This is a genomic window from Streptomyces sp. AC555_RSS877, from assembly GCF_019049245.1.
Classification (GTDB): domain Bacteria; phylum Actinomycetota; class Actinomycetes; order Streptomycetales; family Streptomycetaceae; genus Streptomyces.
Window position 1 is genome coordinate 284,593 of sequence record NZ_JAGMUK010000054.1, and the last position, 17,100, is coordinate 301,692.

The following is a 17,100-nucleotide window of genomic DNA, read 5'->3' on the forward strand; positions in this document are numbered from 1 at the left end:
TCACCTCACGTAGGTCACGACCGGTTGCTTCTCGATGCGGATCGCCGACGCCTTGAACTCCGCCGTCCCCGCGATCGGGCAGTTCGCCTCGATCGTCAGCTGGTTGGTGTCCACCTCGTCGGGAAAGTGCATGGTCATGAAGGCCAGCCCGGGCCGCAGGGCGGTGTCGATCCACACGGGCGCGACGACCGACCCGCGCCGCGAGGAGACCCGCACCTCCTCGCCGACCACGACCCCGTACCGTTCGGCGTCCTCCGGGCACAGCTCGACGAACTCGCCGCGCCGCAGCGGGGACGCGAAACTCCCGCTCTGCACCCCGGTGTTGTACGAGTCGAGCCGTCGGCCGGTCGTCAGCCGGATCGGGTACGCCTCGTCGGTGAGATCGACCGGCGGGTCGTGCTGGACCAGCCCGAAGGGAGCGGGCAGCCCCCGCCTCGCGGGGTCCTTCTCCCACAACCGGCCGTGCAGGTACGTCGGTTCGAGCCGGTCGGGGTCGGGGCAGGGCCACTGGATGCCCTGCTGTTCCTCCAGGCGGTCGTACGTCATCCCGTAATGGTCCGGCGAGACCGACCTGAGCTCGTTCCAGACGGACTCGGAGTCGGCGTACTTCCAGTCGTGGCCGAGCCGGGCCGCCAGCTCACAGATGATGTCGATGTCCTCGCGGGCCTCACCGGGCGGGGTCACCGCCCGGCGCACCCGCTGCACCCGCCGCTCGCTGTTGGTGGTCGTGCCGTCGGTCTCCGCCCAGCCGGCCGTCGCGGGCAGCACCACGTCCGCGAGCTCGGCCGTCTTCGTGAGGAAGATGTCCTGGACCACGAGGAAGTCCAGCTGCCGCATGCGCCGTACGGCCTGCTCGCTGTCCGCCTCCGACTGCGCCGGGTTCTCGCCGATGCAGTAGACCGCCTTGAGGGTGCCCTCCTCCATCGCCTCGAACATCTCCGTCAGGTTCATCCCGTAGTGCGGCTGGATGACGATGTCCCAGGCCGACTCGAACTTCAGCCGCGCCACGGGGTCGAGGATGTCCTGGAAGCCGGGCAGCCGGTTGGGGATGGCACCCATGTCACCGCCGCCCTGCACGTTGTTCTGGCCGCGCAGGGGCTGCAGGCCGGAGCCGTAGCGGCCCACGTGGCCGGTGAGCAGCGACAGGTTGATCAACGCGCGCACGTTGTCGGTGCCGTTGTGGTGCTCGGTGATGCCGAGGGTCCAGCACAGCTGGGCGCGTTCGGCGCGGGCGTAGGCGTGCGCCAACTCCCTGATGGCGCAGGCCGGTACGCCCGTCACCTTCTGGGCGAGCGACAGCGTCCACGGTTCGACGAGCTGCCGGTACTCCTCGTAGCCGCTGGTCGCCCGCTCGATGAAGGCATGGTTGGCGAGGCCGGCGTGGATGATCTCGCGGCCGATCGCGTGCGCCATCGGGATGTCCGTGCCGACGTTGAGACCGAGCCAGCTCTCCGCCCACTCGGCGGTCGACGTCCGTCGAGGGTCGACCGCATACAGTCGACCGCCGTTGTGTATCCCCTTCAGCACGTGCTGGAAGAAGATCGGATGCGCGAAACGGGCGTTGGAGCCCCACATCACGATGACGTCGGAGTGCTCGATCTCCTCGTACGACGACGTCCCGCCGCCCGAGCCGAACGCCGCCGACAGACCGGCGACGCTCGGGGCGTGACACGTGCGGTTGCAGGAGTCGACGTTGTTGGTGCCCATGACGACCCGGGCGAACTTCTGCGCGACGTAGTTCATCTCGTTCGTGGCACGCGCGCAGGAGAACATGCCGAACGCGCCGCGCGCCGCCGCGAGGCCCCGGGCGGCCCGGTCCAGTGCCTCCTCCCAGGTGGCCTGGCGGAACGGTTCGTCGCGGGAGTCCCGGATCAGTGGATGGGTGAGCCGGGTGTAGGTCTTCGGGGTTCGATCGCGTTTCCTCATGCGGCGCTCCTCGACGCGAGCAGGTCCGAGATGGCGTGCACGGTGCGCAGGGTGGGCACCTCGACGCCGGTGATCTGCGCCAGCTCGACGACGGCCGCGAGCAGCACGTCGAGTTCGAGCGGCTTGCCGCGCTCCAGGTCCTGGAGCGTGGAGGTGCGGTGGTCGCCGACCCGTTCGGCGCCCGCTAGCCGGCGCTCGATGGAGACGCCGACCTCGCAGCCGAGGGCCTCGGCGACGGCCAGGGTCTCGGTCATCATGATCTCGATGACCCTGCGGGTGCCGCCGTGCCGGCACATCTGCCGCATGGTGGCGCGGGCCAGCGCGCTGATCGGGTTGAAGGAGATGTTGCCGAGCAGCTTGAGCCAGATGTCGTTGCGCAGGTCGGGCTCGACCGGGCACTTCAGCCCGCCGGCCTGCATCGCCTCGCTGAACGCCCTGCAGCGGGGCGAGAGACTGCGGTCGGGCTCGCCGACGGAGAACCGGGTTCCTTCCAGGTGCCGTACGACGCCCGGCCCTTCGAGCTCGGTGGCCGCGTAGACCACGCAGCCGATGGCACGTTCGGGGGCGAGTACCGCACTGACCGTGCCGTGCGGGTCCACGCTCTCGACGCGATGGCCGTCGTAGGGGCCGCCGTGCCGGTGGAAGTACCACCAGGGGATGCCGTTCTGGGCGGCCACCACCGCCGTGGAGTCGTGCAGAAGAGGCTCGATCAGCGGCCCGCACGCCGCGTACGAGTGGGCCTTCAGGCCCAGGAAGACGAAGTCGACCGGGCCGACCTCGGCCGGGTCGTCGGTGGCGTGTGCGTGCGCGGTGAAGTCGCCGCGCGGGCTGAGGACGTGCACGCCGTGCTGCCTCATGGCCGCCAGATGCGGTCCACGGGCGACGAGGTGCACGTCGGCGCCCGCACGGTGGAGCGCGGCGCCGACGTAGGCGCCGATCGCTCCGGCGCCGAGTACTGCGACTTTCATGCCAGGGAGCTCCGTTCGGTCGAGGGTACCGAGGAACTGCCGAACTCTGTCGACGGAATATTGTCTACAGTATGGAGGTTGTGCCAGCAAGGGTTCGGGCAGGATGGGGCGATGGGGACCCGCTCCTCAACCCGGTCGGCGGGACCGTTCGGCGCGTACGGCATACCGTTCACCGCATACGGTCGACGCGCCGCCTTTTCAACTCCCGTGATCCTTCCTACCGTTCTGGATCATGAGTCCCCCAGTCGCACCCCCAGGGTGGAGCCGCTGGCTGGTTCCGCCCGCCGCTCTGTCAGTCCACCTCTCCATCGGCCAGGCCTACGCCTGGAGCGTCTTCAAGCCGCCGCTCGAATCCGCGCTCGGCCTCAGCGGAACCCAGAGCGCGCTGCCCTTCCAGCTGGGCATCGTCATGCTCGGTCTGTCGGCCGCGTTCGGCGGCACGCTCGTGGAGCGCAAAGGGCCGCGCTGGGCGATGAGCGTGGCCCTGATCTGCTTCTCGTCCGGCTTCCTGCTCTCCGCGCTCGGCGCGGTCACCGAGCAGTACTGGCTGATCGTCTTCGGCTACGGCTTCGTCGGCGGGATCGGTCTCGGCATCGGCTACATCTCGCCCGTCTCCACCCTGATCAAGTGGTTTCCGGACCGGCCCGGCATGGCCACAGGCATCGCCATCATGGGCTTCGGCGGCGGCGCGCTGATCGCCTCGCCCTGGTCGGCACAGATGCTGGAGTCGTTCGGCAGCGACAGCTCGGGGATCGCCCTCGCGTTTCTCGTACACGGGCTTTCGTATGCGGTCTTCATGACCCTGGGCGTGCTGCTTGTGCGGGTGCCGCGCACAGCGAAGCCGGTCGAAGGCGCCCCAAGTGCCCTCGCCGGACCGCAGGTCTCCGCCCGCGGTGCCGTGCGCACACCGCAGTTCTGGTGCCTGTGGGTCGTGCTCTGCATGAACGTGACCGCGGGCATCGGCATCCTGGAGAAGGCCGCCCCGATGATCACGGACTTCTTCGCGGACACCTCCACGCCGGTGTCGGTGTCGGCCGCCGCCGGCTTCGTCGCCCTGCTGTCCGCGGCCAACATGGCGGGCCGTATCGGCTGGTCGTCGACCTCCGACCTGATCGGCCGCAAGAACATCTACCGCCTCTACCTCGGGGTGGGCGCGGTGATGTACGCGCTGATCGCCCTGTTCGGCGACTCGTCGAAGCCCTTGTTCATCCTGTGCGCGCTGGTGATCCTCTCCTTCTACGGCGGCGGGTTCGCGACCGTCCCCGCCTACCTGAAGGACCTCTTCGGCACCTACCAGGTCGGCGCGATCCACGGGCGGCTGCTCACCGCATGGTCCACGGCGGGCGTCCTCGGGCCGCTGATCGTGAACTGGGTCGCCGACCGGCAGGAGGAGGCCGGAAGGCACGGGGCGTCGCTGTACGGTCTGTCGTTCGTCATCATGATCGGGCTGCTCGTCGTCGGCTTCGTCGCCAACGAACTCGTCCGGCCCGTCCATGTCCGTCACCACATCCCCGCCCCGAGGGAGGAGGCCGTCGATGTCCACCGACAGCAGTCAGAGTCCGCCTGACCGGCGAGGGCTGATCGCCTTCGCCTGGGTGTGGGTGGGAGCGCCGCTCGCCTACGGGCTGTACGAACTGGTGCAGAAGGCGACACAGCTGTTCACCGGGTGAGCTCGGGAAAGTGTCCGGGCGCCCGAAGGTCTGACGGAAGCCGACAAGCAGGGCCGCGGTTTCCTGTGGCTTCACCTGCCGTCGTACCCGCGAGTCACTGATCAGACTGGTGAATCCCGCTACCTGAACAACGAGGGGGATTCGCCCATGAACGGCTCACGCATCGCTGCCGTCGGCCATTACCAGCCCGCCAGGGTACTCACCAACGAGGAGCTGGCGGGCATGGTCGACACCAGCGACGAGTGGATCAGGTCCCGGGTGGGCATCCGGACCCGTCGTATCGCCGGGCCGGACGAGCCGGTCGACGAGCTGGCCGCGCACGCCGCCGCCAAGGCGCTCGCCGCGGCCGGCCTGACCCCCGCCGACATCGACCTGGTGCTGGTGGCCACGTCGACCGCGGTCGACCGTTCGCCGAACATGGCCGCCCGGGTCGCCGCCCGGCTCGGCATCCCCTCGCCCGCCGCGATGGATCTCAACGTCGTGTGCGCCGGCTTCACCCACGCCCTGGCCACCGCCGACCACACTCTGCGGGCGGGCGCCGCGACCCGCGCGCTCGTCATCGGCGCCGACAAGATGTCCGAGGTCGCCGACTGGACCGACCGTACGACCTGCGTGCTCGTCGGCGACGGGGCGGGCGCCGCGGTGGTCGAGCCGGCGGAGACGGAACCCGGTATCGGGCCGGTGCTGTGGGGATCGGTGCCCGAGATGGGGCACGCGGTACGCATCGAGGGACAGCCCGCGCGGTTCGCGCAGGAGGGGCAGAGCGTCTACCGCTGGGCGACCACCCAGCTGCCGCCTCTCGCCCGCCAGGCCTGCGAACGCGCGGGCTTCACCCCCGCGGACCTCGCCGCGGTCGTGCTGCACCAGGCGAACCTGCGGATCATCGAACCCCTCGCGGAGAAGCTGGGCGCCGTCAACGCGGTGATCGCGCGCGATGTCACCGAATCCGGTAACACCTCGGCGGCGAGCATTCCGCTCGCGTTCTCCAAGCTGGTGGAGCAGGGCTCGATCTCCACGGGGGATCCGGTGCTGCTCTTCGGCTTCGGCGGGAACCTGTCGTACGCCGGACAGGTCGTCCGCTGTCCCTGACGTGCCCTGACGCGCCGGTACAACGGGGATGTGACGAGGAAGACTGCCCGCTTCTCTGGCAACTGTGCACCGTAGACTGTAGACGAAAGACAATCGATACTGGGTCTACGGGTGACACCGGCTTTACGGCTGCTGTGCACGGCCCGCCGAGGAGGGGGACCGCGATGTTGTCGACAGGACTGCCGCAGGGAGCAGTGCCCAAACTCGAAAGGCCCGGCCCGCTGCGGGACCGTGTCTACGAGGCGCTGCTCGAACTCATCACCACCCGTGCCCTGCAGCCCGGCCAGCACCTCGTGGAGAGCGAACTCGCCGGCCATCTCGGGGTTTCCCGGCAGCCGGTGCGCGAGGCCTTGCAGCGGCTGAACACCGAGGGCTGGGTCGATCTTCGCCCCGCCCAGGGCGCGTTCGTGCACGAGCCCACCGAGGAGGAGGCCGACCAACTCCTCACAGTGCGCACGCTGTTGGAGGCCGAGGCCGCCCGACTGGCCGCCGCGAACGCGGACAAGGCCGGCATCGAGGCGCTGGAGGAGATCGTGGCGCAGGGCAGGCTGGCGGTCGCCTCCGACGACGTGGACGCCGCCGTCGCCCTGAACGCCCGCTTCCACGGAAAGGTCATGGAACTCGCGGGCAACGCGGTCCTCGCCGAACTCGCGGCGCAGGTCGACCGGCGGGTGCGCTGGTACTACACGCCGGTGGCCCGGCAGCGCGGAAACCAGTCCTGGATCGAACACCGGGACCTGATCGCCGCGATCGCCGACCGCGACGAGCAGCGCGCCACCGAGCTCATGCGGGAACACACCGAGCACACGCGCCGTTCGTACCACGCCCGCCAAGAGCCCTGAAACTCACGGGACTTGCTTCTCGGACGGCGTCCGCGTGCGCCCTCGCCCACTCGGCGAAGGCGCCCGGCGCCTCCCCGGTGACCACCTGCACCGTCGGCACGACCCCCGACTCGCCCAGGGCGCCATCCAGGAAGAAGCCGAACAACGCGTCGGCGTAGGGCGCCGGCGGCCCGGCCGGCGCCGGCAGGCTTCGACGGCATGCCCGACTCCAGCCCGGCACGCGCCTCCTCATGCGTCAGCCCTGCGGCGCGCGCAGGCCCCGGCCCAGCACCTGGCGTCGGCGGTTGCGCCCTGCGCCTCGCCGAGGGCCCGGACGCCATCGGCGGGGAACAGCGGCCCGGGAACGGTCAGTTCGAGGACACAACCATCCTGCGGTGCGGCGGCGGGATCCACCAGGGCGCGGGCCGTCTTTGTCCTGTGAGGGGAAAAAGTATGCGGCAATCCGTGCACGACTTCTTCCCACCTTCGGCAGCCGCTGCTACGTTCCCCTCGAAAGCCCGGCAACAGGTGGCCGATTGAGGCGGGGAGGGGCTCGTGAGACGCATGACGGCACGACCCGCGAACGCTCACCAGGCCCGCCTGCTCAAGCTCCTGCGGGACGGCGGCCCCAACTCCCGTGCACAACTGGGCGACCAGGTCGATCTGTCACGGTCCAAGCTGGCCGTGGAGGTCGACCGACTGCTGGAGACGGGCCTGGTCGTGGCCGACGGACTCGCCGCCTCGCGCGGCGGCCGCCGCTCCCACAACATCAGGCTCGCGCCGGAGCTCAGGTTCCTCGGCGTCGACATCGGCGCGACCTCGGTCGACGTCGCCGTCACCAACGCCGAACTGGAGATCCTCGGCCACCTCAACCAGCCCATGGACGTACGCGAGGGCCCGGTCGCGGTCTTCGAACAAGTCCTGGCCATGGCCGCGAAGTTGCGGGCCTCGGGACTCGCGGAGGGGTACGACGGCGCCGGCATCGGCGTCCCGGGACCCGTCCGCTTCCCCGAGGGTGTGCCGGTGGCTCCGCCGATCATGCCGGGCTGGGACGGCTTCCCCGTGCGGGAAGCACTCAGTCAGGAACTCGGCTGCCCGGTCATGGTCGACAACGACGTGAACCTGATGGCGATGGGGGAGATGCACGCGGGCGTCGCACGCTCCGTGGGCGACTTCCTCTGCGTCAAGATCGGCACCGGCATCGGCTGCGGCATCGTCGCCGGCGGTGACGTCCACCGCGGGGTGACGGGCAGTGCGGGCGACATCGGGCACATCCAGGCCGTGCCCGACGGACGACCGTGCGCCTGCGGCAACCGGGGCTGCCTGGAAGCCCACTTCAGCGGGGCGGCCCTCGCCAGGGACGCCACGGACGCGGCCCAGCAGGGCCTGTCGGCGGAACTCGCGACCCGTCTGGAGACGAACGGCGGCCTCACCGCCGTCGACGTCGCCGCCGCGGCCGCCGCGGGCGACGCCACCGCCCTCGACCTGATCCGCGAGGGCGGCGACCGGGTCGGCCAGGTCATCGCCGGACTGGTCAGTTTCTTCAACCCCGGCCTGGTGGTGATCGGCGGCGGGGTCACCGGCCTCGGCCACACCCTGCTCGCCGCGATCCGCACCCAGGTCTACCGCCAGTCGCTGCCCCTCGCGACCGGCAACCTGCCCATCGTCCTGGGGGAGTTGGGCCCCACCGCCGGAGTGATCGGCGCGGCCCGCCTCATCAGCGACCACCTGTTCTCACCCGCGTGAACACCGACTTCGCACACTCACCAGCACACTTCATACGCTGACCCGCCGACCGCATACGCCTGCCGGCAGATTCCCTAAACGTGCCGGCAGACCCCATACAGCTGCCAGCAGACCCCATACGTTCGCCAGCAGACCTCATCCGGCATATCGCCGACCGTATACAGCTCACCGGCACCCAGCCCAGCTTCGCCCTGCCCTGAATCCGGCCCGCACGCCTGCCAGGGGGACCCGCACATGGCACCACAACCCACGCTGCTCAGCATGTCCGGCATCACCAAGTCGTTCCCCGGAGTCCGGGCCCTCGACGGCGTCGACCTCGACGTCCAGGCCGGAGAGGTGCATTGCCTGCTCGGCCAGAACGGTGCCGGCAAGTCCACTCTCATCAAGGTCCTGGCCGGTGCCCACCAGCCCGACACCGGCACCATCAGCTGGCGCGGCGATGCGGTCACACTCCGCTCGCCGATCGCCGCGATGCGCCTCGGAATCGCCACCATCTACCAGGAACTGGACCTGGTGGAGCACCTGTCGGTGGCCGAGAACGTCCACCTGGGCCATGAACCCACGGCGGCCGGATTCGTCGTACGCGGCAAGGCGGCGCGAGCGTCGACAGCCGCGCTGCTCAAGGGACTCGGGCATCCGGAGATCGACGCCGGCCGTCTGGTGGGGGAGTTGTCGGCCGCCCAGCAGCAGATCGTGTCCATGGCCCGGGCGCTCTCGCACGACGTACGGCTGATCGTGATGGACGAACCGTCCGCCGCCCTCGACCCGGACGAGGTCGACAACCTCTTCCGGATCGTCGGCGACCTCACCGCCGACGGCGTCGCGGTCGTCTACATCTCGCACCGGCTGGAGGAGATCCGCCGCATCGGCGACCGGGTGACCGTCCTGAAGGACGGGCGGGCCGTCGCGGTCGGACTGCCCGCGAAGACGACGCCGACCCGCGAGGTCGTCGCGCTGATGACGGGACGCAACGTCGAGTACGTGTTCCCGGAACGGCCCGCCCGGGCACCCGGCGGCACCCCGATCCTGGAGGTCCGAGGGCTGGCCCGGGACGGCGAGTTCGAACCCCTCGACCTGAGCATCCGTCCCGGCGAGATCGTCGGCCTCGCCGGACTCGTCGGGTCGGGCCGCTCCGAGATCCTGGAGACGATCTACGGTGCCCGCAAACCCACCGCCGGCCACGTCAGCGTCGACGGACGCCCGCTGCGACCCGGCAGTGTCCGCGCCGCCGTCCGCGCCGGCCTCGGACTCGCCCCCGAGGAACGCAAGGCGCAGGCCCTGCTGATGCTGGAGTCGGTCACCCGCAACGTCTCCGTCTCCTCCATGTCCCGCTTCGCCCGCGCGGGCTGGATCGACCGGAGTGCCGAACATCGGGCCGCGCGGGCCGCGACGCGCGAGCTGTCGCTGCGGCCCGACAACCCGAACGTGCCGGTGCGCACCCTGTCCGGCGGCAACCAGCAAAAGGCCGTCCTGGCCCGCTGGCTGCTGCGTGGCTGCCGGGTGCTGCTGCTCGACGAACCGACCCGTGGGGTCGACGTCGGCGCCCGCGCCGAACTGTATGCAGTCGTCCGTCGACTGGCTGACGAAGGCCTCGCCGTGCTGTTGGTCTCCAGCGAGGTCCCCGAGGTGCTCGGCCTCGCCGACCGTGTCCTGGTGCTGCGCGAGGGCCGCGTCGTCCACACGGCGCCCGCCCGCGACCTCGACGAACACCGCGTCCTCGACCTCGTCATGGAAGGAAGCCCCGCGTCATGACGCAGCCCGTCTCCCCGCCCAGGGACAGCGCCGACAAGGTGCCGTCGACGAACGAAGCCCCGGCCTGGCGGTCCCTCGTGTTCCGCGCAGACCTGCGCACCCTCTCCCTCCTCGGCGTGCTCGCCGCGCTGATCGTCATCGGCGGCATCAGCAAGCCGGAGCAGTTCCTCGACACCCGCAACCTCCAACTCGTCCTCACCCAGGCCTCGGTGATCGGTGTCGTCACCGTCGGGATGACCTTCGTCATCACCTCCGGCGGCATCGACCTGTCCGTCGGCGCGATCGTCGCCCTCGCCTCGGTGTGGGCCACCACGGTCGCCACGCAGGAGTACGGCTTCGCGGGCATCCTCTTCACCGCGGTGATCGTCGGCGTCGGGTGCGGCCTGGTCAACGGGCTGCTCATCGCCTACGGCGGGGTAGTCCCGTTCATCGCGACACTCGCCATGCTGGCCTCCGCCCGCGGCCTCGCACTCCAGATCACCGACGGGCGCACGCAGATCGTCACCGTCGACGGCGTCCTCGACCTCGGCGAACGCGACGCGTACGTGCTCGGCGTCCCGCCCCTGGTCATGGTGTTCGCACTCGTGACGGTCATCGGATGGCTGGTGCTGAACCGGACCACCTTCGGGCGCCGCACCGTCGCCGTCGGCGGCAACGCCGAGGCCGCCCGGCTCGCCGGCATCGACGTACGCCGTCAGCGGCTGTACCTCTACCTGCTGTCCGGACTGTGCTGCGGCATCGCCGCCTTCCTGCTGGTCATCCTGTCCGGCTCAGGCCAGAACACCAACGGCAACCTCTACGAACTCGACGCCATCGCGGCCGCGATCATCGGCGGCACCCTGCTCAGCGGGGGGCGCGGCACCATCGTCGGCTCCGTGCTCGGCGTCCTGATCTTCACCACGATCACCAACATCTTCGCCCTGAACAACCTGCAGAGCGACGTCCAGCAGATCGCCAAGGGCGCGATCATCGTCGCCGCCGTGCTGGTCCAGCGCCGTACCGCGAGCACGAACTGAGGAAAGGGTTCACCGCCATGCCAGAGCCGACGACTTTTCAGAATCGCTCCACCAGTCGCAGAGGACTGCTCTTCGGGACCGCCGCCGTCTCGGCCGGTGTCCTCCTCACGGGTTGCACCAGCAACGAGTCCGGTGACGACGAGCCGGCGGCGAACGACCAGCCGGCCGCCGAGGACAAGCCCGGCAAGCAGGTCACCATCGGCTTCGCCGGCCCGCAGGCCGACCACGGCTGGCTCAACGCCATCAACGACAACGCCAAGAAGCGGGCCGAGAAGTACTCCGACGTCACCTTGGAGATCACCGAGGGCTCCAACGACACCGCCCAGCAGATCGGTCAGATCGAGACCCTCATCAACAAGAAGGTCGACGTCCTGGTCGTGCTGCCCGCCGACGGCAAGGCGCTCACGCAGGTCGGCCTCAAGGCGATGCGGGCGGGCATCCCCGTCGTCAACCTCGACCGGATCTTCAACACCCCTCAGGCGTACCGCTGTTGGATCGGCGGCGACAACTACGGCATGGGCCTGAGCGCCGGTCACTACATCGGCGAGAAGCTCAAGGGGAAGTCGGGTGCAAGAGTCATCGAACTGGCCGGCCTGGACAACCTGGAACTCACCAAGCAGCGCACCCAGGGCTTCGACGACGCGCTGAAGAACTACCCCAACGTCAGGAAGGTGGCCCGCCAGGCGGCCGACTTCACGGTCGAGTCCGGGCAGGCCAAGATGGCCCAACTCCTGCAGGCCCAGTCGACGTTCGACGCACTGTGGAACCACGACGACGACCAGGGCGTGGGCGCGCTGCGCGCCATCGAGCAGGCAGGGCGCGACGACTTCCTGATGGTCGGCGGCGCGGGCGCCCTGTCCGCCTTCCAGGCCATCAAGCAGGACAACGGCGTCCTGAAGGCGACCGTCCTCTACCCGCCGACCATGGCCGCCTCCGCGATCGATCTCGCCCGCGCCCTGGGCCAGACCAAGGGTGTGAGCGGCCTCGCCGAGTACGAGATCCCGGCCTCGATCACGCTCTACTCGGCCGTCGTGGACAAGGACAACGTCGACCAGTACATGTCCACCGGCTTCAAGTGAGGCGTCCCGCCGAAGGGGCCCGGTTCCTCGACGGTCCGGGCTGCACCCCCCACCGCGCCACCACGACGAGGAGGACACCGCGTATGGCACAGCCGCAGCAGTCAGCAGGGGCGGAGGAGAACGGGCCGGACAGGGCCGGGGCCCGGAACCCGGCGCCGGCCGGGGCGGAGCTCCTGACGGCGACCGGGGCGGAGCGCCTGGAGGGTGCCGAGGCCGGAAAGCCGGCGTTGCGCGTCGGCATGGTCGGCTACGCCTTCATGGGTGCCGCCCACTCCCAGGGCTGGCGTACCGCGGGCCGCGTCTTCGACCTGCCCCGCACTCCGGTCCTGGCCGCGCTCTGCGGACGGGACGCGGTGGCCGTCCGTGCCGCGGCCGACCGGCACGGCTGGGCGTCCACCGAGACCGAGTGGCGTGCCCTGATCGCGCGGGACGACATCGATCTCGTCGACATCTGCACCCCCGGCGACAGCCACGCCGAGATCGCCCTCGCCGCCCTGGCCGCCGGCAAGCACGTGCTGTGCGAGAAACCCCTCGCGAACACCGTCGAGGAGGCCGAGGCGATGACCCGCGCGGCGGACATCGCCCTTGCGCACGGCCAGTTGGCCATGGTCGGCTTCAACTACCGTCGGCTGCCCGCCACTGCCCTGGCCCGCTCGATGGTCGCCGGCGGCCGCCTCGGCACCCTGCGGCACGTGCGGGTGACGTACCTTCAGGACTGGCTGGTGGACCCTCAGTTCCCGCTGACCTGGCGCCTGCGCAGGGAACTGGCGGGCTCGGGATCGCTCGGCGACCTCGGCGCGCACATCGTCGACCTCGCCCAGTACCTGGCGGGGGAACCGCTGGCCGGGGTCTCCGCCCTCACCGAGACCTTCGTACGGGAGCGTCCGCTGCCCGGCGGCCCCGGCGGCGGCCTGTCCGCGACGTCCGCCGTCGGCAGCCGCACCGGTCAGGTCACCGTGGACGACGCCGCCCTGTTCACCGGACGCTTCAGCTCCGGCGCCCTCGCCTCCTTCGAGGCCACCCGGTACGCCACCGGCCGGAAAAACGCCCTGCGCATCGAACTCAACGGCGAACTCGGCTCACTCGCCTTCGACCTGGAGCGCCTCAACGAACTCGCGTACCACGACGGTACGGAGCCCGCGGCGCACGCCGGCTTCCGCCGCATCCTCGTCACCGAACCCGACCACCCCTACCTGGACGCCTGGTGGCCGCCGGGCCACGGTCTCGGCTACGAGCACACCTTCGTCCACCAGGCCCGCGACCTGGTCCACGCCATCGCCGAGGGCCGCCGGCCCGAACCCTCCTTCGCCGACGGGCTCCAGGTGCAGCGCGTCCTGGCGGCGGTCGAGGAGAGCGCCGAGAAGAACTCCGTCTACACGCCCATAGCGGCCTGAGGAGGCCCCGCGACATGCCGCGCACCTTCACGCTCTTCACCGGCCAGTGGGCCGACCTGCCGCTCGAAGAGGTCTGCCGCCTGGCCCGCGAATTCGGCTACGACGGTCTCGAACTGGCCTGTTGGGGCGACCACTTCGAGGTCGACAAGGCACTCGCCGACCCGTCGTACATCGACTCGCGTCACCAACTCCTCGACAAGTACGGCCTCACCTGCCGGGCCATCTCCAATCACCTCGTCGGCCAGGCGGTCTGCGACGCCATCATCGACGAGAGGCACCAGGCCATCCTGCCCGCCCGCATCTGGGGCGACGGCGACGCGGAGGGCGTACGGCGGCGGGCCGCGGCCGAGATCGCCGACACCGCCCGCGCCGCGGCCGCCTTCGGAGTCGACACCGTCGTCGGTTTCACCGGGTCGTCGATCTGGCACCTGGTCGCCATGTTCCCGCCCGCGCCGGCCTCGATGATCGAGCGCGGCTACGAGGACTTCGCCAGGCGGTGGAATCCGATCCTCGACGTCTTCGACGCGGAAGGTGTGCGGTTCGCGCACGAAGTCCACCCGAGCGAGATTGCATACGACTACTGGACGACTGTATGCGCGCTGGATGCGGTCGACCGTCGACCGGCTTTCGGCCTCAATTTCGACCCGAGCCACTTCGTGTGGCAGGACCTCGACCCGGTCGGCTTCCTCTGGGACTTCCGCGACCGCATCTACCACGTCGACTGCAAAGAGGCCCGCAAGCGGCTCGACGGCCGCAACGGCCGCCTCGGCTCCCACCTGCCCTGGGGCGACCCGCGCCGCGGCTGGGACTTCGTCTCCGCGGGCCACGGAGACGTCCCCTGGGAGGACGTCTTCCGGATGCTGCGCTCCATCGACTACCAGGGCCCCATCTCCGTGGAGTGGGAGGACGCCGGCATGGACCGGCTGCAGGGCGCACCCGAGGCCCTGGCCCGCCTGAAGGCATACGACTTCGAGCCGCCGTCGGCCTCATTCGACGCGGCGTTCGGCGGCAACGAGTAGCCCGACCGCGTTGCCCCTGCCACGACTTCCGGGATGACGGCGCATCCCGGCGCACCACACCCGCACGTACAACCGGCCCCATTCTGGAGGCACCCGTGCACGGGAACGACAGCACCACCAGCACCGACAGAATCGAGACCCACAGACGACGCCTGCCGTTCCGCAAGGCGGTCGCCCTGCTCAGCGGGGTGCTGCTCGCAGGTGCGTCCCTCACCCTCACCGCGCCGCAGGCCGGCGCAGCCGTCGCCGACCCGGGAGCCGCGCCGGCCGCGCCGGCCGCCTCCGCCGCCGAGGACTTCCAGCAGGTCACCCTCGCCAAGGGCGAGCCGGAGGTCGGCGAGCCCATGTCGCTCGCCGTCCTTCCCGACCGCTCGGTCCTGCACACCTCGCGCGACGGCGAACTCCGCCTCACCGACGCGGCGGGCAACACCAGACTCGCCGGCAAGCTCGACGTCTACTCCCACGACGAAGAGGGCCTCCAAGGCATCGGCGTGGACCCCGACTTCACGAGCAACCGCTTCATCTACCTCTACTACGCGCCCCCGTTGGACACTCCCGCGGGCGACGCCCCCGAGACCGGCACCGCCGCCGACTTCGCGCCCTTCGACGGCGTCAACCGGCTCTCCCGGTTCGTCCTGAACACCGACGGCACCCTCGACGCCGCCAGCGAGAAGAAGATCCTCGACGTCCCGGCCTCGCGCGGCCTGTGCTGCCACGTCGGCGGCGACATCGACTTCGACGCGGCGGGCAACCTGTACCTGTCGACCGGCGACGACACCAACCCGTTCCAGTCGGACGGCTTCACTCCCATCGACGACCGGGACGGCCGCAACCCCGCCTTCGACGCCCGGCGTTCGTCCGGCAACACCAACGACCTGCGCGGCAAGATCCTGCGCATCAAGGTGAACGCCGACGGTTCGTACACGGTCCCCGACGGCAACCTCTTCGCGCCCGGTACCGACAAGACGCGGCCCGAGATCTACGCGATGGGCTTCCGCAACCCGTTCCGCTTCAGCGTCGACAAGAAGACCGGCATCCTCTACGTCGGTGACTACGGCCCCGACGCCGGCACCGCCGACCCGGCCCGCGGACCGGCCGGTCAGGTGGAGTTCGCCCGGGTCACCGGCCCCGGCAACTTCGGATGGCCGTTCTGCACGGGCGACAACGACCCGTACATCGCATACGACTTCGCGACCGGTGTATCCGGTGCGCCGTTCGACTGCAGCGCACCGAAGAACACCTCCCCGCACAACACCGGTCTGACCGACCTGCCGCCCGCCCAGCCGGCCTGGATCCCGTACGACGGCGGATCCGTGCCCGAGTTCGGCACCGGCTCCGAGTCCCCGATGGGCGGGCCGGTCTACGACTACGACGCCTCGCTCGACTCGCCGGTGAAGTTCCCCGAGGCCTACGACGGTGACTTCTTCGCCGGGGAGTTCGGCCGCCGCTGGATCAAGCGGATCACGAGCGACGCCGACGGCACCGTCCAGTCGATCAACGACGTGCCCTGGACCGGTACCCAGATCATGGACATGGCCTTCGGCCCCGACGGCGCGCTGTACGTCCTCGACTACGGCGTCTCCTGGTTCGGCGGCGACGAGCACTCGGCCCTGTACCGCATCGAGAACGCCACGGACGGCCACTCCCCGGTCGCGCAGGCCGCGGCGAGCCGGACTTCGGGCCAGGCCCCGCTGCGGGCGAGCTTCTCCTCCGCGGGCACCTCCGACCAGGACGGCGACGCCCTCACCTACAGCTGGGACTTCGGCGACGGCGCCAAGTCGACCGCGGCCAACCCGACGCACACGTACAAGAAGAACGGCACGTACACCGCGACCCTGACCGCGAAGGACCCGAGCGGCCGCACCGGCAGCGCGAGCGTGCAGATCGTCGTCGGCAACACCGCGCCGAAGGTGACCCTCGAACTCCCGCGTGACGGGCAGCTGTTCAGCTTCGGCGACGCGATCCCGTTCAAGGTCCGCGTCACCGACCCCGAGGACGGCAGGAACATCGACTGCTCGAAGGTCAAGGTCACCTTCATCCTCGGTCACGACACCCACGGCCACCCGCTGACCTCCGCCAACGGCTGCACCGGCACCATCCAGACGAGCGCCGACGGCGGCCACGACGAGGACGCCAACATCTTCGGTGTGTTCGACGCCGAGTACACCGACGGCGGGGGCGGCGGCCAGGCCCCGCTCACCACCCACGACCAGAACGTCGTCCAGCCCGAGCACCGCCAGGCCGAGCACTTCGGCGCCGCCTCCGGCGTCTCCGTCGTGGCCAAGGACACCGCTCACGGCGGGAAGACGGTCGGGGACGTGCACAACGGCGACTGGATCTCCTTCACGCCCTACGCCCTCGGCAACGCCGAGAAGGTCACGGCCCGCGTCTCCTCGGGCGGCACGGGCGGCACGCTCGAGATCCGCGCCGGATCCGCGAGGGGCACGCTGCTCGGAAAGGCGACCGTGCCGGTGACCGGCGGCTGGGACACCTTCCAGGACGTCGGCGCCGACCTGTCGCGCGCCCCGCGCGGCACGACCACCCTGTACCTCGTCTTCAAGGGCAGAGGCACCGGGGCCCTGTACGACGTGGACGACTTCACCTTCACGACGGGCTGAGA

At 70.2% G+C, this 17,100-nt stretch carries 13 protein-coding genes; 11 read left to right on the top strand and 2 right to left on the bottom strand.

The features are described from left to right. Together KUM49_RS24860 and KUM49_RS24865 are read right to left on the bottom strand one after the other, a co-directional pair. Positions 1–1,926, bottom strand: coding sequence for a molybdopterin oxidoreductase family protein (locus KUM49_RS24860; RefSeq protein ID WP_217239144.1), 1,926 nt, complete (start codon positions 1,924–1,926; stop codon positions 1–3). Then, on the bottom strand, positions 1,923–2,894 hold the full coding sequence (locus tag KUM49_RS24865; RefSeq protein ID WP_217239145.1) for a 2-dehydropantoate 2-reductase: 972 nt from the start codon (positions 2,892–2,894) through the stop codon (positions 1,923–1,925). The genes KUM49_RS24860 and KUM49_RS24865 overlap by 4 nt, the downstream gene beginning before the upstream one ends. A 232-nt stretch (positions 2,895–3,126) precedes the next feature. Between KUM49_RS24865 and KUM49_RS24870 the strand changes: the two genes are divergently transcribed. The 11 genes from KUM49_RS24870 to KUM49_RS24915 all read left to right on the top strand — a co-directional run bounded on the left by KUM49_RS24870 (position 3,127) and on the right by KUM49_RS24915 (position 17,098). After that, on the top strand, positions 3,127–4,461 hold the full coding sequence (locus KUM49_RS24870) for an OFA family MFS transporter (RefSeq protein WP_217239146.1): 1,335 nt from the start codon (positions 3,127–3,129) through the stop codon (positions 4,459–4,461). Next, positions 4,430–4,564: a hypothetical protein gene (locus KUM49_RS49865; RefSeq protein WP_302185473.1), complete on the top strand. Its 135-nt coding sequence runs from the start codon at positions 4,430–4,432 to the stop codon at positions 4,562–4,564. The genes KUM49_RS24870 and KUM49_RS49865 overlap by 32 nt, the downstream gene beginning before the upstream one ends. 147 nt (positions 4,565–4,711) lie before the next feature. Beyond that, positions 4,712–5,653 carry a beta-ketoacyl-ACP synthase III gene (locus KUM49_RS24875; RefSeq protein WP_217239147.1) on the top strand — a complete coding sequence of 314 codons (942 nt, stop codon included), beginning with the start codon at positions 4,712–4,714 and terminating at the stop codon, positions 5,651–5,653. A 164-nt stretch (positions 5,654–5,817) separates the two neighbouring features. After that, positions 5,818–6,495: a GntR family transcriptional regulator gene (locus KUM49_RS24880; protein ID WP_217239148.1), complete on the top strand. Its 678-nt coding sequence runs from the start codon at positions 5,818–5,820 to the stop codon at positions 6,493–6,495. 543 nt (positions 6,496–7,038) lie between these two features. Continuing rightward, the gene (locus KUM49_RS24885; protein ID WP_217239149.1) at positions 7,039–8,220 is read left to right on the top strand and encodes an ROK family transcriptional regulator; all 1,182 of its coding nucleotides are present in this window, start codon (positions 7,039–7,041) and stop codon (positions 8,218–8,220) included. Between the two features lie 234 nt (positions 8,221–8,454). Next, complete coding sequence (locus KUM49_RS24890; RefSeq protein ID WP_217239150.1) at positions 8,455–9,972, top strand: sugar ABC transporter ATP-binding protein; 1,518 nt, start codon at positions 8,455–8,457, stop codon at positions 9,970–9,972. After that, on the top strand, positions 9,969–10,988 hold the full coding sequence (locus KUM49_RS24895; RefSeq protein WP_217239151.1) for an ABC transporter permease: 1,020 nt from the start codon (positions 9,969–9,971) through the stop codon (positions 10,986–10,988). Before KUM49_RS24890 ends, KUM49_RS24895 begins: the two co-directional genes overlap by 4 nt. 17 nt (positions 10,989–11,005) lie before the next feature. Beyond that, a complete protein-coding gene (locus tag KUM49_RS24900; RefSeq protein ID WP_217239152.1) occupies positions 11,006–12,067 on the top strand; it encodes a substrate-binding domain-containing protein in 1,062 nt (353 codons plus the stop codon). Positions 12,068–12,150: 83 nt separating this feature from the next. After that, on the top strand, positions 12,151–13,461 hold the full coding sequence (locus tag KUM49_RS24905) for a Gfo/Idh/MocA family protein (protein ID WP_217239153.1): 1,311 nt from the start codon (positions 12,151–12,153) through the stop codon (positions 13,459–13,461). A gap of 14 nt (positions 13,462–13,475) precedes the next feature. After that, complete coding sequence (locus KUM49_RS24910; RefSeq protein ID WP_217239154.1) at positions 13,476–14,480, top strand: sugar phosphate isomerase/epimerase; 1,005 nt, start codon at positions 13,476–13,478, stop codon at positions 14,478–14,480. 95 nt (positions 14,481–14,575) lie between these two features. Next, positions 14,576–17,098 carry a PQQ-dependent sugar dehydrogenase gene (locus tag KUM49_RS24915; RefSeq protein ID WP_217239155.1) on the top strand — a complete coding sequence of 841 codons (2,523 nt, stop codon included), beginning with the start codon at positions 14,576–14,578 and terminating at the stop codon, positions 17,096–17,098. Positions 17,099–17,100: the final 2 nt, after the last annotated feature.